The organism is Flavobacterium laiguense (assembly GCF_003097655.1).
Lineage (GTDB): Bacteria > Bacteroidota > Bacteroidia > Flavobacteriales > Flavobacteriaceae > Flavobacterium > Flavobacterium laiguense.
In genome coordinates this window covers 622,160-643,867 of sequence record NZ_QCZH01000001.1, presented here as the reverse complement: position 1 = coordinate 643,867, position 21,708 = coordinate 622,160, and the positions used below count along the sequence as shown (strand labels likewise).

15 protein-coding genes are annotated in these 21,708 nt (G+C 36.1%); 6 read left to right on the top strand and 9 right to left on the bottom strand.

The genetic code is table 11. The annotated features are described in order from the left end of the window. Nucleotides 1-26 precede the first annotated feature (26 nt). From DB891_RS02635 to DB891_RS02605, 7 genes are all read right to left on the bottom strand, one after another. Complete coding sequence (locus DB891_RS02635; RefSeq protein WP_116760258.1) at nt 27-308, bottom strand: F0F1 ATP synthase subunit epsilon; 282 nt, start codon at nt 306-308, stop codon at nt 27-29. 75 nt (nt 309-383) lie between these two features. Continuing rightward, the gene (atpD, locus tag DB891_RS02630) at nt 384-1,895 is read right to left on the bottom strand and encodes a F0F1 ATP synthase subunit beta (protein ID WP_116760256.1); all 1,512 of its coding nucleotides are present in this window, start codon (nt 1,893-1,895) and stop codon (nt 384-386) included. Between the two features lie 280 nt (nt 1,896-2,175). After that, nucleotides 2,176-3,765, bottom strand: a complete 1,590-nt coding sequence (locus DB891_RS02625) for an SGNH/GDSL hydrolase family protein (RefSeq protein ID WP_116760254.1) — start codon at nt 3,763-3,765, stop codon at nt 2,176-2,178. A 36-nt stretch (nt 3,766-3,801) separates the two neighbouring features. Continuing rightward, complete coding sequence (locus DB891_RS02620; RefSeq protein WP_116760253.1) at nt 3,802-6,648, bottom strand: carboxypeptidase-like regulatory domain-containing protein; 2,847 nt, start codon at nt 6,646-6,648, stop codon at nt 3,802-3,804. A 300-nt stretch (nt 6,649-6,948) separates the two neighbouring features. After that, nucleotides 6,949-8,796 carry a glutamine--fructose-6-phosphate transaminase (isomerizing) gene (gene glmS, locus DB891_RS02615; RefSeq protein ID WP_116760251.1) on the bottom strand — a complete coding sequence of 616 codons (1,848 nt, stop codon included), beginning with the start codon at nt 8,794-8,796 and terminating at the stop codon, nt 6,949-6,951. An 8-nt stretch (nt 8,797-8,804) separates the two neighbouring features. Continuing rightward, complete coding sequence (locus DB891_RS02610) at nt 8,805-10,463, bottom strand: DUF4270 domain-containing protein (protein ID WP_116760249.1); 1,659 nt, start codon at nt 10,461-10,463, stop codon at nt 8,805-8,807. A gap of 21 nt (nt 10,464-10,484) precedes the next feature. Further along, nucleotides 10,485-11,291 carry a glycogen/starch synthase gene (locus DB891_RS02605; protein ID WP_116760247.1) on the bottom strand — a complete coding sequence of 269 codons (807 nt, stop codon included), beginning with the start codon at nt 11,289-11,291 and terminating at the stop codon, nt 10,485-10,487. 78 nt (nt 11,292-11,369) lie between these two features. Between DB891_RS02605 and panC the strand changes: the two genes are divergently transcribed. From panC to DB891_RS02580, 5 genes are all read left to right on the top strand, one after another. Further along, entirely contained in the window at nt 11,370-12,248 is an 879-nt protein-coding gene (gene panC, locus DB891_RS02600; protein WP_116760244.1) for a pantoate--beta-alanine ligase, read from the top strand. 7 nt (nt 12,249-12,255) lie between these two features. Next, entirely contained in the window at nt 12,256-12,606 is a 351-nt protein-coding gene (panD, locus tag DB891_RS02595) for an aspartate 1-decarboxylase (protein ID WP_116760242.1), read from the top strand. Nucleotides 12,607-12,850: 244 nt separating this feature from the next. Continuing rightward, entirely contained in the window at nt 12,851-14,098 is a 1,248-nt protein-coding gene (locus DB891_RS02590; protein WP_116760240.1) for an alpha/beta hydrolase, read from the top strand. Between the two features lie 2 nt (nt 14,099-14,100). Then, entirely contained in the window at nt 14,101-15,462 is a 1,362-nt protein-coding gene (radA, locus tag DB891_RS02585) for a DNA repair protein RadA (RefSeq protein ID WP_116760238.1), read from the top strand. Between the two features lie 35 nt (nt 15,463-15,497). Further along, the gene (locus DB891_RS02580; protein WP_116760236.1) at nt 15,498-17,462 is read left to right on the top strand and encodes a transglycosylase domain-containing protein; all 1,965 of its coding nucleotides are present in this window, start codon (nt 15,498-15,500) and stop codon (nt 17,460-17,462) included. Between the two features lie 93 nt (nt 17,463-17,555). Here DB891_RS02580 and DB891_RS02575 read toward each other — a convergent pair whose 3' ends face one another. Together DB891_RS02575 and DB891_RS02570 are read right to left on the bottom strand one after the other, a co-directional pair. Beyond that, nucleotides 17,556-18,302, bottom strand: coding sequence for a LytR/AlgR family response regulator transcription factor (locus DB891_RS02575; RefSeq protein WP_116760234.1), 747 nt, complete (start codon nt 18,300-18,302; stop codon nt 17,556-17,558). Between the two features lies 1 nt (nt 18,303). Then, nucleotides 18,304-20,115, bottom strand: coding sequence for a tetratricopeptide repeat-containing sensor histidine kinase (locus DB891_RS02570; protein WP_116760232.1), 1,812 nt, complete (start codon nt 20,113-20,115; stop codon nt 18,304-18,306). Between the two features lie 369 nt (nt 20,116-20,484). Between DB891_RS02570 and DB891_RS02565 the strand changes: the two genes are divergently transcribed. Continuing rightward, nucleotides 20,485-21,645 carry a vWA domain-containing protein gene (locus tag DB891_RS02565; RefSeq protein WP_116760230.1) on the top strand — a complete coding sequence of 387 codons (1,161 nt, stop codon included), beginning with the start codon at nt 20,485-20,487 and terminating at the stop codon, nt 21,643-21,645. Nucleotides 21,646-21,708: the final 63 nt, after the last annotated feature.

Below are 21,708 nucleotides of genomic sequence, written 5' to 3'. Positions count from 1 at the left end.
CGTTTTCTATATAACACTAAATTGTTTTAATCTGCTAAAACAATTACTTTATTATCTTTTAACTCAAGAGTACCAGAGTTAATTTCTAAAGTATAATTTTGATCATTTACTTTGGCAAATAAACTTGCCGTTTCTTCGTTTAAATTAAAACTAGGAGCAGTAATATTTATCGTCCCTTTTTGCAACAACGAAACTATTGGTGCGTGGTTATTCAACATTTGAAAACGACCATCTACTCCTGGAACAGAAATAGAAGTGATTTCTCCTGAAAATAATTTCGCTTCTGGTGATACTATTTCTAAAATCATTTTTTTAGTGATTAGTAATTAGTAAGTAGTAATTAGCCGCATATGAATACTGCCAACTCCTAACTGCTAACTGATTTATGCTTCCGCCAACATTTTTTCTCCAGCTTCGATAGCTTCTTCAATAGTCCCTTTAAGGTTGAAAGCTGATTCTGGCAAGTGATCTAATTCACCGTCAATAATCATATTAAATCCTTTGATAGTATCTTTGATATCTACTAAAACACCTTTCAATCCTGTAAATTGTTCAGCAACGTGGAAAGGTTGAGATAAGAAACGTTGTACACGTCTTGCTCTAGAAACAGATAATTTATCTTCTTCAGATAACTCTTCCATACCTAGAATTGCAATAATATCTTGCAATTGTTTGTATTTTTGAAGAATTTCTTTTACTCTTTGTGCACAGTCATAATGCTCTTTACCAATAATGTGAGGAGCTAAAATTCTTGAAGTAGAATCCAATGGATCTACCGCAGGATAAATACCTAACTCAGCAATTTTACGAGACAATACAGTAGTTGCGTCAAGGTGAGCAAATGTAGTTGCTGGCGCCGGGTCAGTTAAATCATCCGCAGGAACGTAAACCGCTTGTACTGATGTAATAGAACCTTTGTTTGTTGATGTAATACGTTCTTGCATTGCACCCATTTCAGTAGCCAATGTTGGTTGGTACCCTACCGCAGATGGCATACGACCTAAAAGAGCCGAAACCTCAGAACCTGCTTGTGTAAAACGGAAGATATTGTCAACGAAGAACAATACGTCTTTTCCTTGATCAGTACCTGCACCATCACGGAAATATTCTGCAATAGACAATCCAGAAAGTGCCACACGAGCACGAGCTCCTGGAGGCTCATTCATTTGTCCGAAAACGAAAGTAGCTTTAGACTCTCTCATTCCTGGCATATCTACTTTAGATAAATCCCATCCTCCATTTTCCATAGAGTGCATGAACTCATCACCGTATTTTATAATTCCTGACTCCAACATCTCGCGAAGTAAGTCATTCCCTTCACGTGTTCTTTCCCCTACTCCTGCGAATACAGAAAGTCCACCGTGACCTTTTGCTATATTGTTGATCAACTCCTGGATCAATACTGTTTTACCAACACCAGCACCACCAAACAATCCAATTTTACCCCCTTTTGAGTAAGGTTCGATCAAATCGATTACTTTAATACCTGTGAATAAAACTTCAGATGAAGTTGATAAATCTTCGAATCTTGGTGCTTGTCTGTGAATAGGAGTTCCGTTTTCACCTGTTTTAGGCAATTCTGGCAAACCATCAATAGCATCTCCAATTACATTAAACAAACGACCGTAAACATCGGCTCCGATTGGCATTTGGATAGGATTTCCTGTTCCAACTACTTCATAACCTCTACTCAAACCATCTGTTGAGTCCATTGAAATGGTACGAACTGTGTTTTCACCAATGTGAGATTGTACTTCAAGTACTAATAATGTACCATCCTTTTTTGTGATTTCTAACGAATCATAAATTTTTGGAAGTTCAACATCTTTTCCGTTGAAAACTACATCAACTACTGGTCCAATGATTTGGGCAACTTTTCCTATTACTTTTGACATTACTTATGTGTTTATTAAATAGCTATTTAGGTTTATGAAATACAGCCCATCGAAATAGCTCGATTGGATACTTTTTTCAGAGCGCAAAGATAATTTTTTAAAATACAAAATCAATAATTTTTTTATAAATATTTTAAATTTTCGCTATAATGATTAGAAACCTGATTTACAACCCCTAAAAGACTCCATTACAGATTAAATATAAAATACAATTTGCATTAAACAATAAAGCCGCCTCATCAAAAATGGACGGCTTTATTAATCTCACAAAATTTAATTATTATTTAATTACAGCAGGATACTGAATTGGATAAACACTCAAATCTACATGTCTTAGAGTGGCAGTATATTTAGTATTAATTGCATCTACAAAAAGATTTGCTATTAATGCGTACCCTCTAGCACTTGGATGAACCCCATCAAGAGAAAATGCACCTCCAGTCACAAAAGAAGACGTCATTTGAAAAGTCCCAAAACGAATGCCACCCGAAGACAATTGCGCCATGGTCGCTCTTGTATCCACAAAAGCCAAACCTTTAGCAGCAGCGGTAGCTTCTATCGTAATATTATAAGCATCTGTAGCTGTTTTAATTTCCGCAATCTCTGTAGGAATTAATATATGTTTGTCTTGTAACGGATAAGTTATTCCAAATTTATTTAATGGAGATGGCGGCGCAATTCCAATACCGGAATCTTTATCTGTAGGCGCAGCACCAATAGCAGATTTTGTAGTTAACAATACCAAATCGGTAGATTTTGCCTGCCTTGCTTGACCAAAAACCAAACCATAGAAAGCAGCTGTACCAGCACCCAATGTAGGTGTAAATGCAGCCGTTAATTGCGCCGATAAATTAGGCAAACTTTCGTCTTTAATTAACAAAGGGTTTGCATTTGTTTCAGATAATAAACTGATTCTATCTCCTGCTCCAAAAGCAGTTAGCGCTTGTTTTAATGGCCCATATAATTGCGCATTTAAAGCTTTAATAGTGGCATTTCCTATAGCAACACTACCTCCACCTAGTACACTAGCCGTAAGCGGATTAACCGGAACCGTTGTAAAATGAGGAAGCGTATTTACGTAAGGAAGATTAGCAACAACCCCTTTTGCTCCCTTTTCGGTCAATTTCGTAACCAACCCTGAATATACATTTGCAAAAACTCCGGGATCTGTGATATCACTTTTACCATAGGTTGCAGGATTCAAATTACCTGTTTGATTTACCCCAACACCTCCAGAAGTCGCATACGCTAAAACGTCATTACCACCAATCCATAAAGAAAAGAAAGTTGGGTTTTGATCTGTAGCATCCTTCAAAACTGTTGTTCCTGGCACGGTAGCAAAACGAACAAAATAAGGATTAGCAGTACCCAAAGACAACCCAGCCGCACTTCCATATCCAGGCGCTATTAAATGATAACTCTTGGCACCTGGAATACCTAAATTATTAAAAGGTCCCGTTATATGCGCCATAACCTCAGTTGTAGATGCAAATGGCACAGGCGCAATCTTTGGTGTACCATCTGGATTAAATCCTAATATTGCAACTCTTGGCACAAAATCTGGATTTGAAACACCTCCAAACAACAAACCTCCAACATTATCCGAAGTTAAAGGAGTAGTAAAAGCTCCACCACCTGCAGCAGCGAACTGTTGAGACAATACATTTACATAAGACCCTTCTTGTCCTTTTACAAAAAGAGCTCCATCACTATACCCAGCTGAAAATGAATCCCCAAGAGCCACATATTTTGTTAAAACTGCCGATCCTGGCGTAATAGGAATTTCTACAGGCGCCGAATCGTCATCGTTATTATTACATGCCACAAAGCTTAAAGAAGCCAACAATAGCCATTTGAAATTTTTTATCATATTCTAATATTTTTAAGTTTTTGTCTAGTCTATTTATTATGGATTAATCGTCAATGAAGCAAACCATTGTTGACCAATAGCTCCCGATCCAATTACTTGAATATAATCTTTACCTCCAATATTAGTAGCACCCAATTTTAGCACTGATTTCAATTGTGGAATGGCATAATTTATTTGAGCATCAAAAACAGTAGTTTCCTGAATCATTCCATCAGCAAATGAAGATTCCCACCAGTATTCTGTGTTCCATCTTACATTAGCATTGAAACCGAAATTTTTAAACAATTTTGCATTTCCTATCGATCCTTTCACTTTATGTTTTGGCGTATTAAATCCAGTTACAAAACCTGGATCTTCCGCTTGATCAAAATTAAGTTGAGCGTAGTTATAATTCACCCCTACTTCAAAATCTTTATATACTTTCTTAGACAAACCAACCCCAAAACCCAGAGAAGAAACATCCGCTTCTGTATTCGTATATACTTGATAGATTCTTCTATCACGGTATGAAAGCGCATCTAACGTCTTCGCCGTTTCTGGATTTGCAAAATCAGTTCCTACAGTTCCATAATAAGGTCCAACCACTCTAGCTGTGTTCAAGAAATTATTATAAATGTTATAGTATCCATTAATATCAATTGACAAATCATTATTAACAACGGTACGATACCCCACTTCAAAAGCGTGAACTTCTTCTGGTTTCACCAAATTTACATCAGCCACTTGCAACTTAGCTGCAGCAGTTAACTTATCCGCCCCTGAAGCAATTTCAGCATCAAATTTATCAACTGATACCTTAGTATAAGCATTGCGATAGGCATTTTCTCCATTCATAGTAACTGTAGCCGGTTGATTTAATCCTGCCGGATCTTGAGCAGCAGCACTTACCTTTAAAACTTCAGAATAACGCACTAAATTTTCAGGTGCCGAACCAATTAAAGCATACGGCCCTAAATCCAAACCTATGTATTGATCCTGTGTCGTTGGATTTCTAAAACCAGTTTGGTAAGAAGCTCTGAAATTATGTATCTTATTAGCTCCTGCTGAGTAAACAAACGAAACTCTTGGAGATACTTTCCCGTCAAAATTTTGACTTTTGTCATAGCGTATAGAAGCAACCATTTTCAAACGATCTTCCATAAACAATTTAGACCCTTGAGCATAAGCACCAAATTCACTGTAACGAATAGGCCCGTCAAAATCAGTAAAAATAGTCCCTTCAGAGTTCATTTCGTATTGACGTGCAGAACCACCCACTTGGATTTCCGCAAATTTCATCATGTCTTTAAAATTATAATTTGCGTCAGCATGGTAAATTTTTGAATGATCAATAAATTTTGCTCCTTGTGTAAAATCTGGATTGGTCACAATAGACGCTAATGCGCTATTATACTCAGATGAACCAACCGCAAATCTAGCCTCTCTTGGATCAAGAACCCCATTGGTAACATTACTATTTGGCACCAATGGCAAACCTGGCGAAAGATTATTGTCTGCAAAGTTTCTTGCGTAATTTGCAGCATCATTTGCATTAAGACCCAACACAGCAGAAGACAATTGAAAAGATTTAGCATAATCCGTAAACCAGTTGGTGTCTGATTTTGCCGCTCTATTTACATTCAAACCCGCAAAACGCATGTCGTAAGAATCTCCAGCATCTTCAGCAGAACGATACGCTCTTACAAAAAAGTTTCTCCCTCTTACTTCTGCCTTAATTTGACTCATAAAGAAATCTTTCAAGGCATATCTATTCGCTCCTTGATAAATAGTACTCCCCAATCCAAGTTTGTATTGAAGAATAATCTCAGTATCATTCTCCCATGGCTTAAAATGCAAAGAGAAATCCGCTTTAGCACTGTGTACTTTGTTATCCGTTAAATCTTGTTCACGGTATCCCGTTCTACTCACTTGCCCAACATTCGTAATAAATGTACTAGCCTCATCCCCGTATAGATTCAATCCATCATAGTTTTGATTTCCGTCATGCCCAATCGAACCTCCTGTCATGCTTCTTTGATCAGCAGCAATCCATTCTGTAGCTCTCATATAATTGAAATTCGCTTTCATCGCAAAATGTTTACTAAAAGCAGTAGCCGCTCTCAATCCAAAATCAACATAATCATTTGTTCCGGCAACATCTTGTGACGTTTGACCGTATTTCATATAAGTACTAACCCCTTGGTAAACAAAAGGGCTTTTACTGTTCATAAACAGGATTCCATTAAATGCATTAGCACCATACAAAGCAGAAGAAGCCCCAGGCAAAAGTTCCACACTGGCAACGTCTATATCCGAAAGACCTATTAAATTCCCCAAAACAAAGTTTAATGCCGGTGATGAGTTATCCATTCCATCCACTAATTGCATAAAACGAGTATTTCCAACAGCAGCAAAACCTCTAGTATTTATTGTTTTAAAAGAAATACTAGAGGTATTAAATTGTACTTCTTTCAAATTTTCCAAACCATCATAAAATGTAGGCGCAGTAGTGCTTTTCACTTCACGAATCCCCATTCTCTCAATTGTAACCGGTGACTGAAGCACTCTCTCCGGTGCTCTAGACGCAGAAACTACAATTTCGTTCAATTTTGTCTCTTCAGCATTAAGCTGCACTTTAACTTTTTGAGTAATCGATTCTACAAGCATCTTGGAAGAAACATATCCAACACTCGTAACCTCAATCGAAAATGGAGGCTTTTGCGTTGTAACTAGCACAAAAGAGCCATCAAAATCGGTAATAGCCACCACTTTCGCCCCTACAACAGTAATATTGGCGCCAGCAACAGGTTGACCATTTCCATCTGTCACAACACCTGTAATAGAATTTTGAGCAAAAGATATGCTGCAAAAAAACAATGTTAAAAAAAGTAAATACAATCTCATTTGGTTAAATTTTGTTGATTAATGGCAGCAAATTACACTTATTTTTTAATTATAAGCAACAAAATACAAAATAAATAAAACAATTATTAGCAAAATGGCAATAAAAACAACAATTCAATATATTCGTAAATTACATTTTTAATAAAAATTTAATGACATATTCTTAAAATATATTATGCATACATAATAATTTAGCATTTCTATTAAATTTATCATAAAATTCACAACGATTTTACAAAAAGTTTGGAGCAAAAAAAAGCGAGAAATAAATCTCGCTTTTTTAAAAAAAATATAAATTTTCTATTCAACCGTAACCGATTTTGCTAAATTTCGAGGTTGATCCACATTACAATCTCTCATCACTGCAATATGGTAAGACAAAAGCTGTAAAGGTATCGTTGTGATCAACGGAGACAATGCATCTGAAGTTTCTGGAATTTCAATAACATAATCTGCCAAATCACGAACTTGCGTATCACCTTTGGTTACAACGGCAATAATTTTACCACTTCTGGATTTTATCTCTTGTATGTTACTAACAATTTTATCATAATGCCCTTGTTTTGGCGCAATCACAATAACTGGCATTTGCTCATCTATCAAAGCAATTGGACCGTGTTTCATTTCGGCAGCAGGATAACCCTCAGCATGAATATAAGAAATCTCTTTCAGCTTCAAAGCTCCTTCTAATGCCACTGGAAAATTATAACCACGTCCTAAATACAAACAGTTAGGCGCATCTTTAAATACCGCAGCAATCTCTTTCGCTTTTTCATTGGTTTCCAAAGCTTCTTTTACTTTTTCAGGAATTATCTCTAATTCTTGCAAATACATATGATAATCAGACTTAGACAACGTTCCTTTGGCTTGAGCCAAACGCAATGCAATCATGGTTAACACCGTAATTTGAGTAGTAAACGCTTTTGTAGAAGCTACCCCAATTTCTGGCCCTGCATGAGTATAAGCTCCAGCATGAGTTTCTCTCGAAATAGAAGATCCAACCACGTTACAAACCCCAAAAACAAAAGCGCCATGCTCTTTTGCCAATTTTATAGCGGCCATAGTATCGGCCGTTTCTCCTGATTGAGATATAGCGATAACAACATCTTTACTATTGATAATCGGGTTTCTATATCTAAATTCAGAGGCATACTCCACCTCTACAGGGATTCGAGCAAACTCTTCAATTACATATTCAGCAACCAAACCTGCGTGCCAAGAGGTACCACAAGCTACAATTATAATGCGATCTGCGTTTAAAAACTTTTCTAAGTTATCTTCAACACCTGCCATTTGAATAATTCCTTCATTGGCATGAAGCCTACCTCTATAAGTATCTTTTATAACACTTGGTTGTTCGTAGATTTCTTTTAACATAAAGTGATCGTAACCTCCTTTTTCTATTTGCTCCAAATTCATTTGAAGTTCCTGAATATAAGGATCCACAATAGAATCATCTTTAATTTTACGAACTTTCATTGGTTTGTGCAACCTGATGTTTGCCATTTCGCCATCTTCCAGATAAATGGCATTTGAGGTATACTCTATAAAAGGCGAAGCATCTGAAGCGATAAAATATTCTCCTTCACCCACACCAATAGCCAACGGACTACCCAAACGGGCCGCCACAATTTCGTTCGGATTTTTTTTGTCAAAAACAGCAATTGCATAAGCACCCACTACCTGATTTAAAGCCACCTGAACCGCTTTCCCTAACTTTAATTTTTCTTTCTTTTGAACTTCTTCAATAAGATTAATCAAAACCTCAGAATCGGTATCTGAATAAAAAGTATAACCACGTTTTATCAACTCTACTTTCAAAGGAGCATAGTTTTCAATAATTCCATTGTGAATTATCGCCAAATCACCAGAATTGGAAAGATGAGGATGCGAGTTCACATCATTTGGCACCCCATGAGTAGCCCATCTTGTATGACCTATCCCTATAGTACCATTTGTAGTTATCTCTTTAGAAGCTCTTTCTTCCAAATCAGAAACTTTTCCTTTTGTTTTCGATAGTTTTATAGCTTCTCCGTCATATAGCATAACGCCGGCACTATCGTATCCTCTGTACTCTAACCTTTTTAATCCTTTTATTATAATAGGATAGGCTTCTCTATAACCAATGTATCCAACAATTCCACACATACTCTCTCTTAATTAGGTTTTGTATAATAAATTTCCATTTTCAATTTTTTAGCGTCTGGAACAGTCGAACCAGTACCATAAACAATAACCCCCAGCGGATTCATCACAGAAGCCTTTGGAGCTTTCTCAAGAAAAGCATTTGGCGTTTTCAAATCACTAAAAACATAAGTATTAATATCCTCTGTAACTACAACACCCAGTTTAACATTTTTTGAATCTGTATTTTTTATCAAATTCCTAACATGGTTTGTAATTCTAAATTTATAATAATACCCTCCACCATTTTTCACCGTGGCTTTAGCTAAAATTCCGCCATAAACATATTTTGAATATTTGGTATTCAAACTCGTACTGCCATCCCCATAATCTAATATAGGCTGACTATTTGTAAAATCATATAAATAAATTCTTTGAGGCATCGGACTGGTTTTCATTTGCTCCGAATTAACATGAAAAACCAAATTGGCTTCATTTATTAAGTATTTATTAGCTCTCATTACATCAAGCTCATCAGGCACCCCATTAGGAACTTGAGTAACACCATCCGCTCCAAGAATATCTGGACCATTAAACAAACTTAAAATAGCCATTGAACCTTCGCCGCCTTTTAGATATAAATTAGCATCACCTTCCGTCTTATTAACATTATCAGGATTAGTGGCATTGACATAATCAGCATTGGTATTGCTTTGAGTCAAAAAGCTAGCGGTTCTTATTGGATCTGCGGAACTTCCGGTCATATTCAACACTAAGGTCTTTTCGACTTGTGTACTCACTCCGTTTGTAACCACAGTCTCTTCGTAAGTTATAGTAATATTGCCCTTTTTAAAATCGATCATGTTAAGAACTCCAGGATTGCTTCCGGAATTCTCCACATTAAAATACAATCCTCTAAAATGCTCTTTGAAAGCAACATTGGAAGACAAAGATCCAGCAGGTGCATTCAATATATTGTCTTGAAAATATTTATTCTCTAAATTTAGATGCATCGCTGGCGGTTTCAAAGTAGTGGTTTTTACTCCACTTGCACTTGTGGTCTCTACCGAATACTCAGCAGGATCAAAAAAGAACTCTGTATTTTGGGCTTTATTAGGATCATTGTTTAAAGGAGTTCCTGTAGAAGTCCCGATTTTCACTTGATCAAAATCGGCATTTTGATCGGTGTAATACTTTTGAGGTTTAAGAAATTGTTCAGCTGGATCCAGATCCCTCATAAAATAACCCGATCTATAAATACTTAATTTCATTTTAGTTTTTACATCTCCATATATAGAGTCCAGAACATAGACATGACTTCCATCGGAATTATTAACTGTCTGCGCTTTATCGTAAAAATAAGGGATTGTCAAAACAACACTTTTAATTTTGGCCGTTGCGTCTATAGTAGGATTTACAGCTGCTAAATTCAATTGCGTCACAAAATTTGCGGTTGTAGCTCCAAACGAAGGATTATGATAAGAACCCAAAGCGTTTATCGCAAGATTATCCGATTGGATTATATCTATTTTTTGATTGTAAGCAACAACTGCAGATTCGGATTTTGCAAGGTCAAAAGAACTATCTCCTATCAGGTCTGCACCTATTACATTATATTCTTTATCACATGAATTAAAAAGAACAGTAAATAAAAGAAATGGAATTGTTTTAAAAAATGAATTTTTGAGCATGTTTCTTCGTAAAAGTTTGATTTATAGGAGCATGTTTTTATAGAATTCCGTGTATGCTACAGCGAAATTATCTTTGGAAACCAAAGGTAAAAAAGGTTTTCCGGAAGATTCTATAAATTTTGTTAAACTTGGCGATACCCCATCCGAAGCAATAATAACCGCATCTGAATTTAAAACAGTAGTTTTTATAATGTTTTCATAATCAGGAGTTTCCAAGTCAGCAATAGCATCGGCAGGAATTCCGTCAAATTTCACTTTATTGATCATTCCAATATCCAAAGTACCGTCAAAAGACTGCGCATACACTGATGTAACTATTTTAGTATCCGAAAACAATGCTTCGTTTTTATAAAAATGCTTCATATAAACGGGCAACATAGCAGCCATCCAACCATGAACGTGTATAATATCAGGAACCCAATTTAGTTTTTTCACGGTTTCGACCACTCCTTTTGCAAAGAATATGGCGCGCTCGTCATTATCTGGGTACATTACCCCATCCTCATCCGCAAAAGTCGCTTTCCTTTTAAAATACTCATCGTTGTCGATAAAATAAACCTGTATTCTTTCTTTAGGAATTGAAGCTACTTTAATAATTAGTGGCATATCTAAATCATTCACGACCAAATTCATCCCCGAAAGACGAATTACTTCATGTAATTGGTGTCTTCTTTCGTTAATATTTCCATATCTTGGCATAAATATTCGAATTTGCCCTCCTTGATCATTAATCATTTTTGGTACGTCATAAGACATTAATGAAACCTCATTTTCAGCGAGATAAGGTACAACTTCAGATGATACGTATAATATCCTCTTATCTTTCATAGTATAAATTGATTAATTAATTGGCAATAAAAACCACGCAAAATTACAAAATTTTATGCAGTTATGGACTAAAATATTATGTTTGCACCTAATTTAAACAAAACTGCCATGCCTGTTTTCTATGAAAAAGTAGCTTTAATGGACTATTTATCTTCAATTAAGACTACAAATTCTACTATAGGTTTTGTTCCTACAATGGGAGCTTTGCATGAAGGCCATCAGTCCTTAATGCGCCAATCTACTACAGAAAACGATAGAACTGTCGTGAGTATCTTTGTGAATCCCACACAATTTAACAATCCTGAAGACTTAGCAAAATACCCTCGAAACTTAGAGGAAGATGTAAGTAAAATTTCGAATGTAAATTCAAATATTATAATTTACGCCCCCTCTGTGGATGATATCTATGAGGGAAAAACCTTATCTCAATCATTTGATTTCGATGGGCTGGAAAATAAAATGGAGGGAAAATTTAGACCAGGCCATTTTGATGGTGTTGGTACCATTGTAAAACGCTTATTTGAGATTGTAAATCCAACAAATGCTTATTTTGGAGAGAAAGATTTTCAGCAGTTACAGATTGTCAAAAAAATGACAGAAAAGAATAATCTGAACGTAAACATTATTGGTTGTCCTATTTATAGAGAAACCAACCATCTTGCTATGAGTTCTAGAAATGAACGCTTAACTTTGCAAGAGCGAGAAGAAGCTGCTATCATTTATAAAACATTAGAAGCAGCCAAAACAAAATTCAATAGTGAAAGTGCCGCAAAGGTAACAGAGTGGGTTAAAAAAGAGTTTGAAAGAAGCGATTCTTTTACCCTAGAATACTTTGAAATTGCAGATGAAACGACACTTTCAACATGTCTTAAAAAAAATAAAAACAAAAAATACCGTGCATTTATTGCGGTTTTCGTCAACAACATTCGATTAATCGATACCATTTCATTAAATTAAAATTGCCATGCATATTCAAGTAGTAAAATCAAAAATACATCGTGTAAAAGTTACTGGAGCCGATTTAAATTACATCGGGAGCATTACTATCGATGAAGCATTGTTGGAAGCTTCCAATATTATTGAAGGAGAAAAAGTTTCTATTGTAAACATTAATAACGGAGAACGTTTTGATACCTACGCCATTGTAGGAGAAAAAAACTCTGGGATCATCACTTTAAACGGCCCTGCAGCCCGTAAAGTTCAAAAAGACGATATCATTATCATAATATCTTATGCTTCTCTTGAATTTGAAGAAGCAAAAACATTCAAGCCTTGGATTGTTTTCCCTAATGAAAATGACAATTCTCTGACTTAAAAAACCAGAAACAATATAACTAGCGACTCTCTAATAACTAGGTAAACGCAGCTGTTAGTTCCGTCACGAATTCACGAATTTAAAATTTTGATTGCTTTTTTGAATTAAACTCAAAAACAAAAAAATTAAATTAGTGAATTCGTGCCATTTAAAATCTCACTCGAAATATTCAGGAACACCAATCGATAGAAAAATTGACTATATTGCTTAGCCTTTTTTTTAATAAATTTTAGCCCCAAAACTTATGAAACATCTCCTGACAGCATTACTGAGTCTTATTACAATTTCTTCCTTTTCTCAAATTAAAATCGAAAATTTCAATTCGGATAAACTAAACGAAAAAAGAGAACTGGTTATATCGCTACCCGCTTCCTACGAAAAAAACCCCACTAAAAAATATCCTCTATTAATTTTATTGGACGGAGATTATTTATTAAATCCATTTCTGGGAACGTTAGCTTATGGTGCTTATTGGGACGATCTTCCCGAAGTAATAATTGTGGCCATCAGCCAAAATAAAAAAAATGAAAGAGTATCCGATTGCGGAAGTATTAACGAAACCACTGCCATGCCTGAAGGAAAAAGCGTTGCCTTTTATGACTTTATAGCCCTCGAACTTGTTCCCTATTTACAACACGATTACAGAACTACCGATTTTAGGATCATTGCAGGACACGATACCACCGCAGCTTTTTTAAATTACTTTTTATATAATGACAAGCCTTTGTTTAATGCCTATATTTCACTAAGCCCAGAATTACCTTTGGGAATGGAGGAACAAATTCCAGAGATTCTATCGACTCTCAAACAACCCATTTTTTACTATCTATCTACAGCAGACGGAGATGTAAAAAACATGCAAGAAAGAATTCAACAGCTAGACCATAAAACCAAAGAAATCAAAAATCCTGATTTGAATTATAAATTTGAAAGTTTCAAGGATGCTTCTCATTTCTCTTTGGTCTTACATTCTATACCAAGTGCTTTATATCAAATATTTGCAGCAGCACAACCTATTTCCACCATCGAGTATGACACCAAAATAGTCACCTTAAAAGAAGGTTATGTCGACTATTTGAAAAAAAAATATGACATCATTGAAAATTCTTTTGGTATAAAAAGCCCAGTTCGAATCAATGATATTAAAGCTATTGAAGCGGCCATTTTACAAAACAAAGATTTCAACGAACTAGACGCATTAGCCATTATTGCCGATAAAAATTACCCAAAAAGTATGTTGGGAGACTATGAATTGGCAACTATGTTTGAGCAAAAGGGCGACAACCCTAGGGCAGTTCGCTACTATATGTCAGGATTTAACAAAGAAGAAATAGCAGATCTTACTAAAGACATGATGTTTGCCAAAGCCGAAGAGTTGAAAAAGACCTTTGCAAAGAAACCAAAAATAAAAGGAAAAGTAGGTCAAGAAGCAGAACCAAAACAAGAAACTCCTGCAACTGACATTCCAGTTACCGAAGAAAAAAAACAATAATAATGGCCAAAGTAAAGACAACTTTTTTTTGCCAGAATTGTGGCGCACAATATGCCAAATGGCAAGGACAGTGTAATTCCTGTAAAGAGTGGAATACTATTGCTGAGGAAATCATACAAAAGCAAGAAAAGGTGGCTTGGAAAAGCGAATCATCAACCACTGGTAAAGCCCCAAAACCGTTACGAATAAACGAAATTGACAGTGCGGAAGAAATAAGACTCAACACTACCGACAACGAGCTCAACAGAGTATTGGGTGGTGGAATCGTTCCTGGTTCTTTAATCCTTTTGGGAGGCGAACCCGGTATTGGAAAAAGTACTCTTTTGCTTCAAATATCTTTAAAATTACCATACAAAACTTTATACGTTTCCGGAGAAGAAAGCCAGAAGCAAATCAAGATGCGTGCCGAACGTATTACTCCCAACGGAGACAATTGCTATATTCTTACCGAAACCAAAACGCAGAATATCTTCAAACAGATTGAAGCCATACAACCCGAAATAGTCATAATCGATTCGATTCAGACTTTACATACCGATTATATTGAATCAACTGCTGGGAGTATTTCCCAAATACGGGAAACCACAGCAGAACTGATCAAATTTGCCAAAGAAACCAATATCCCAGTTATTTTAATTGGTCATATTACTAAAGACGGAACGATTGCTGGTCCAAAAATATTGGAACACATGGTCGATACGGTACTTCAATTTGAAGGTGATCGAAATCATGTCTATCGCATTTTACGTTCCTTAAAAAATCGTTTTGGCTCTACTGCCGAAATCGGAATCTACGAAATGCTTGGGAGCGGATTGCGAGAAGTATCCAATCCTTCCGAGATCTTAATTTCACACAAAGACGAAGAATTATCGGGAACAGCCATTGCCACTACACTCGAGGGAATGAGACCTTTGATGATCGAGATACAATCGCTTGTGAGTACCGCGGTTTACGGAACTCCACAACGAAGCACCACGGGCTACAACGCCAAAAGACTGAATATGATTTTGGCCGTTTTAGAAAAAAGGGCTGGTTTCCGATTGGGGGCCAAAGACGTTTTCCTAAATGTGACTGGGGGAATCTCTGTAGATGACCCCGCCATTGATTTGGCAGTAGTAGCCGCGATTTTATCATCCAACGAAGACATTCCAGTCAACAAAGACTTTTGTTTTGCAGGCGAAGTTGGTCTTTCGGGAGAAATTCGCCCTGTGAACCGTGTAGATCAAAGAATTCAAGAAGCCGAAAAATTAGGATTTTCTACTATTTTTGTATCCAAATACAATAAGATTACTTTAAAAAATACAGGAATAAAAATTCAATTGGTTGCCAAAATTGAAGATGTGGCGAGTCAGCTGTTCGGATAAACACTATTAAAAAAGAATACATTTCCTTTTATAACATGAGAACTAACAAACAAAAGATCGTCTTAACTTCCAAAATACTTGCGATAGTTATTGCTGTACTCCTAATTGGCTTTCTTGTATTTAGAGATGAACTTTTGGACCAGGCCATCGATAAAGTTTCAACTACTATGAAACTGGAATACAACAGTGATTTTGCCGTAAAAAAAGCTTCTTTTGATGGTGTTTCAGGAATAGAATTGGACGAAATAACTTTAGCGCCAAAAAACCTAGACACTATTTTTAAAATTCAAAAAATAAAAACAACGGTCAATTTATGGAAATTGCTAATTGGCGATGTTCAACTTGGCACTCTTGAAATAAAAAATGGTTATGTTCAATTTACTAAAAAAGGAAAGATCAAAAACTTTGGTGCTTTCTTGAAAAAAGACAAAAATGAACCAAAAAAACCGAACAAAAAAAGAGATTATGCCGAATTTGCCTATCGCATTATCTCCAAAGTACTCAATTTGGTTCCAACCGATATGTCTCTTGAAAATTTAGTTTTCAAACTAGACGACAATGGAAAAAAGGCAACTATTGACATCAAAAAACTAACTTTATTTCAAACCAAATTAGAATCATCCATTGATGTACAAACCAATACTTTTACCCAAAGATGGAGAATCAACGGAATGGCAGACCCAAGAAATAAAAAGGGAGACATCCGATTTTTTAATATTGACACTGGCGCCATCAAAGTCCCTTATTTTGACGAACGTTACAATCTAAAAGCCAGTTTTGACTCCATTCGATTCAATGTTCAAAACATTGACATGAGTCGAGGCAAATTACACCTAGACGGCTATACCTCAATTACGAATTTAAAAATGAACCATGAACGAATTGCCAATAAAGATGTCATCATCAAAAACGCAAGATTTGATTATCGTTTCTTATTGGGCTCTGATTTTATTTCTATCGATAGCAGTTCTACTTTTCAATTTAATAAAATAAAAGTTCATCCTTACCTATCGTATAACACCGAAAAAGATACCGTTTATAAACTCAAAGTGGCTATCCCAAAAATGAAAGCGCAAGATTTCATCACTTCCCTTCCCGATGGATTGTTCACCCATTTTCAAGGTATGGAAGCAACAGGAGATTTTGATTATAAATTGGATTTTATGTTCAACAAAAACAAACCCAATAAAATCATATTTGATAGTACGATAGACAAGAAAGATTTAAAAATAACAAAATACGGCAATACCAATTTGACTAAAATGAATGGCGAGTTCACGTATCGAGCTGTTGACAAAGGGGTGTTACAACGACCCGTTTTTGTTGGCACAAACAATCCGTATTACACAACTTTGGATCAAATATCGCCTTACCTTCAAAAATGTGTTTTAACCTCTGAAGACCCTTCTTTCATGTCGCACCGCGGTTTTATTAACGAGGCCTTCAAACAGTCGATTCTTAAAAACATTCGCACCAAAAAATTCTCTCGTGGCGCTAGTACAATAAGCATGCAGTTGGTTAAAAATGTGTTTCTTACCCGAGAAAAAACCTTATCTCGAAAACTGGAAGAAATTCTTTTGGTATACATCATAGAAAACAACCGAATCACGAGCAAACAACGTATGCTGGAGGTTTATTTTAACATTATCGAATGGGGTCCAAACGTATATGGAATCGGCGAAGCTGCCGAATTTTATTTCCAGAAAAAACCTGCCGATTTGAACGTACAAGAATGTCTGTTCCTAGCCGCCATAATCCCAAAACCGAAAAAATTCATGTGGCAATTTGACCAAGAAGGTCTTCAAAAAGCGTATGCAACCAAACAACAAACTTTCCTTAGAAATCTAATGTTTCGACGTGGCCTTTTGGTTCCCGAAGACACCATTGGTCAGTCCTCTCCTATTGCCCTTACGGGTCGTGCACATTCGTTATTGAATATTAAAGTACAAGATACTACCGTTATTGATTCGATGGCTGTTAAGGAAGAGTTTGATTTTTAAACTGTTTTAGCTATCTAACCGCAAGACACGCAAAGGATATCGCAAAGTTCGCAAAGCTTTGCGTTCATAGCGCTTCCCTTTGCGGTTAAGTCTTCACTTAAAATTCCTCAGAAAATCCTCTTTGTACGTTGGGGAAACCTCTATTTCAGTAGCATCGTTTAGGGTAATAATACCACCTTTATTATACGATTTCACACAATTCAAATTGATAATATGGGATTTGTGAACGCGTATAAATGGCAAAGGTAAGATTTCCGAGAAATGCTTCAAAAAACGACACACCATTTTCTTATTTCCGTTATGGAGATACAAATCGGTGAAATTTCCATTGCCGCGAAGGCGGACGATTTCTTCCATTCTCACCACTTCAAAACCTTCCTGCGTTGGTAAGATTACCTGTTGCTTTTCGGGCTTGGTTTCCTGAAAATTTTCAACGATTATCTTGTTCCTGTTAAAAATCTCGTGATTCAGAATTTGATGATGCACTTTGTTTACAGCAACAATTAATTCTTCTATGCTAATGGGTTTTAGCAAATAATACGCAGCACTTTGATTCAAGGCTTTCAAAGAATACTCTGAAAAGGCGGTTACAAAAATAGTCTCAAAATGTAAATCTTTACAGGCTTCGAGAACATCAAAAGCATTACCGAAAGGCATTTCAACATCCAGAAAAACCAATTGTGGTTGTAATTCGTGCAACAACGGAACGGCTTCTTTTATATTTTGGGCTTCGCCAATAACCTCCACTTGGGGACAATATTTACTCAAATAATTCTTGAGGACTTCTCGTGCCGCCAATTCATCTTCGACAATGACACTTTTTATCTTTTGAAAATTCATCCTATTTATCAATTAAGGAAAAAACAATTTCGACTATGGTTCCTGTTTCTGGAAAGGCTTTTTCGGAAATTTGAAAAGAAATATTCCTTTTGTACAACTCATTCAGCAAACTAATACGCTCCTTCGTATTGCTCATTCCCCGAGATTGATGCGTTTTTTGGTTACTCGTTTTCAATTCCTGACTTCTGGCTAAACCAATGCCGTTATCTTCTATACGAATCAACACTTTCCCATCTATCAACAGAACTTGCAATTGCAATAATCCTTTGACATCCAAATACCGCAAACCGTGCCAAATGGCATTCTCCAAATGAGGCTGAATGATCATATTGGGAACCATGGTTCTCTCGGGATCCAATTCTGGGTCAACACTGATTTTGAAATCAAATTTATCCTGAAAACGCAAATGCTCCAATTTCAAATATTTTTTCAATTGCTCCAATTCGTTATCCAATGTAATGAAATCCTTGTTGGAATTTTCCATTGTGTTTCGCATCAAATTCGAATAAGAAGTCAAGTATTTATTGGCTTCTAATTCTTTGTTTTCGGATATAAACTGATTCACGCTATTAAGACTGTTGAAAATAAAATGCGGATTCATTTCCCTTCGCAACGACTGCAGGGCTATTTCTTTATTCTTGGTTTTAATCGAAAAAAGCGCTTTTACAATCCATAAAAACAACAACAAAAGCAATCCAATCGAACCCAAAAGAAAATAATTAAAGGTATTTTTCTTAGTGATTAGCTCATCTTTCAAGGATTTCTCCTTTTCCAATTGACGGATCTTATCTTCACTAACTTGAAATGTTTTGGCATCAATCAAAGTCGTATCTGATTGTACCAATTGATCGAAGTTTTGAAGAAATTGGTCGTATAAAGCCAAACTTTCTTTGTTATTCCCTTTTCCATTGTAATATTGAGTCAATGAAATCAAACTCTTTTTGGCTTCCGCTGAATTTCCTTTTTGTAGCGCCAATGTAAAGGCTTCCTTCAAAGCAGTGATGGCTTTATTCGGTTCGTCTTTTTTGAAATAAAGAGATGATAGCGATTGCAATTGCTTGATTTGAGTATTGAAATCTTGTTTGGTTTTGGCTTCCGCCAAAAGCTTTTCGTTGATACCAATCGCTTTATCAAACTGATTGTCTGATGCGTATACTTTGGCAATTTCATTATTAATTTTGATGATGGCCTCCGGTTTGCCTTTTGCGTAAGCGAGCGCTTGATTGTAACTTTCTATGGCAACTTCCTTGTTTTTTTGTTGCAGGGAATTTTCGGCTTTTTGGACATAGGCCGCCGAAACTTCCTCTAGTTTCTTTTCTTTTTTTAGTAACTCGATATTCGAATCAACATAACCTGCTTGAGCCACCGGACTCGCCACGGAACGCAAACGATTGGCATCATTGGCATTTATTTTTTCGAGACTTTTATCTTCTGCTGATGCACCCGCAACTTCATAACTCTTAATCGCCGATTCATAATCTTTTTGAGATTCCTGCACTTTGGCAAGGCTTCTGGTTACACGGGTTTTGTCCTCTACCAGCTTCAATTTGGTGTAACTCGTGATTGCTTTTTTAAAGTATTCCTCTGCTTTGGCGTTATCTCCTTTGTTGAGAAATTCATTGGCCAATCGTTCATAATTTTTAGCAATTTGAGCCTCATCATTTACTTCCAAAGACTTCTTTAAATCATTGCTCACCCTACTCATTTTAGACGCCGGCATCGATTTGCTTTTATACAAAGAATCCTGAGCCATTGTCCCGATGGGAAGCAACAGCGTAAGAAGGAAGATGATATATATCGTTAATAAACGCATTTTTTTAAAGTTTCTGAATTGCTAAGATTCTAAGTGATTAATAATAATTTGGAGCCGAAAGATTTGGAATTTTATCAGCATTAGTCCCGCTATCCGCTTCAATCTTGTGTCCCGAACCCCGGGCCACAAGGATTTTCGCTTCTATCGGGGCTAAGAGACAATATTTTGTTTTTTTAAGTTTCTCAGACACTTAGAATCTTAGAAACTTAGCCACTTTCCAAAAAAAAATCCACTATGTAAAGTAAAGTATTTTAAACTCCTTTTACAACTTGTTTCACCAAGTGAAAAGAGCGTTTCACCATTTGTCCAAAAAAGGAGTGTTTTTAGTTTTTAAGTTTGGTCTGTAATCAACCCTTAAAACTAGAAATTATGAAATCGATTCTATTTATCTCAGCACTTTTGGCAACAACAATGGCTTTTGCAAACTGTAATTCTTCGAATGCCGAACCCATAAAAAAAATAAGAACAGAAAATTCAAAAACAGCAGAAAATACCAAAATTCAAGTGGCCCTTTTATTGGACACTTCCAACAGTATGGACGGATTAATCGACCAAGCCAAATCTAGACTTTGGAATATCGTCAACACGCTGACTACACTTAAATATTCTGGTAAAACTCCCGATATCGAAATTGCTTTGTACGAATACGGTAATGACGGTTTGGCTCAACAATCTAATTATATCCGACAAGTAACGCCTCTTACCACTGATTTGGACTTGATTTCCGAAAAATTATTTGCTTTAAAAACCAATGGTGGTAATGAATATTGCGGTGCAGTGATCCAAGATGCAACAAAGAAATTGCAATGGGAAAAAGAAAGCAACAACATGAAACTCATCTATATTGCAGGTAACGAAGCCTTCGACCAAGGAGGTATAAATTACAAAGAAGCCATAAGCGATGCGATGAAAAATGACATTTATGTGAACACTATTTTTTGCGGAAGCAGTTTGGAAGGCATCAATTCCTTTTGGAAAGATGGAGCCGATTATGGAAAAGGGAAATACTTCAACATTGATTCTAATTTGTCAGTACAATACGTATCAACGCCTTATGACGATCAAATATCACAATGCAATATAAGAATAAACACTACTTATATAGGTTATGGAGCAAAAGGCTCTTCTAAAAAAATGAACCAAGAAGCACAAGACAAAAATGCACAAGGTGTATCTGCTGCCAATTATGCCGAACGTGCCGTAAGTAAATCCAAAGCGGTATACAAAAATGAAAGTTGGGATCTAGTCGACCGAGTAAAACAAGACCCAAAAGCAATTACAAAAATCAAAAAAGAGGAATTACCAGCTGAACTTCAAAACAAATCCGAGGCCGAATTGGAAGTGATTGTTACCCAAAAAACCAAGGAAAGAGAAGCCATCCAGAAAGAAATAGGGGATCTAGCCAAAAAACGCCAACACTATATTGATGCCGAAGCCAAAAAAACAAAATCACAAGATGATTTAGGGAATGCCATAAACACTTCCATTGTGGCTTTGGCAAAAACAAAAGGCTATACGGTAGAGCGATAAAAGTTCGTTTCGCAAAGATTCACGAAGAAAAAAAGAAGATTCACAAAGAATTTTAAAGTGTTT

Coding starts and splice junctions, on each gene's coding strand:
- DB891_RS02635 (WP_116760258.1), bottom strand. CDS start 308: ATGATTTTAGAAATAGTATCACCAGAAGCGAAATTATTTTCAGGAGAA.
- atpD (WP_116760256.1), bottom strand. CDS start 1,895: ATGTCAAAAGTAATAGGAAAAGTTGCCCAAATCATTGGACCAGTAGTT.
- DB891_RS02625 (WP_116760254.1), bottom strand. CDS start 3,765: ATGATAAAAAATTTCAAATGGCTATTGTTGGCTTCTTTAAGCTTTGTG.
- DB891_RS02620 (WP_116760253.1), bottom strand. CDS start 6,648: ATGAGATTGTATTTACTTTTTTTAACATTGTTTTTTTGCAGCATATCT.
- glmS (WP_116760251.1), bottom strand. CDS start 8,796: ATGTGTGGAATTGTTGGATACATTGGTTATAGAGAAGCCTATCCTATT.
- DB891_RS02610 (WP_116760249.1), bottom strand. CDS start 10,463: ATGCTCAAAAATTCATTTTTTAAAACAATTCCATTTCTTTTATTTACT.
- DB891_RS02605 (WP_116760247.1), bottom strand. CDS start 11,291: ATGAAAGATAAGAGGATATTATACGTATCATCTGAAGTTGTACCTTAT.
- panC (WP_116760244.1), top strand. CDS start 11,370: ATGTTTGCACCTAATTTAAACAAAACTGCCATGCCTGTTTTCTATGAA.
- panD (WP_116760242.1), top strand. CDS start 12,256: ATGCATATTCAAGTAGTAAAATCAAAAATACATCGTGTAAAAGTTACT.
- DB891_RS02590 (WP_116760240.1), top strand. CDS start 12,851: ATGAAACATCTCCTGACAGCATTACTGAGTCTTATTACAATTTCTTCC.
- radA (WP_116760238.1), top strand. CDS start 14,101: ATGGCCAAAGTAAAGACAACTTTTTTTTGCCAGAATTGTGGCGCACAA.
- DB891_RS02580 (WP_116760236.1), top strand. CDS start 15,498: ATGAGAACTAACAAACAAAAGATCGTCTTAACTTCCAAAATACTTGCG.
- DB891_RS02575 (WP_116760234.1), bottom strand. CDS start 18,302: ATGAATTTTCAAAAGATAAAAAGTGTCATTGTCGAAGATGAATTGGCG.
- DB891_RS02570 (WP_116760232.1), bottom strand. CDS start 20,115: ATGCGTTTATTAACGATATATATCATCTTCCTTCTTACGCTGTTGCTT.
- DB891_RS02565 (WP_116760230.1), top strand. CDS start 20,485: ATGAAATCGATTCTATTTATCTCAGCACTTTTGGCAACAACAATGGCT.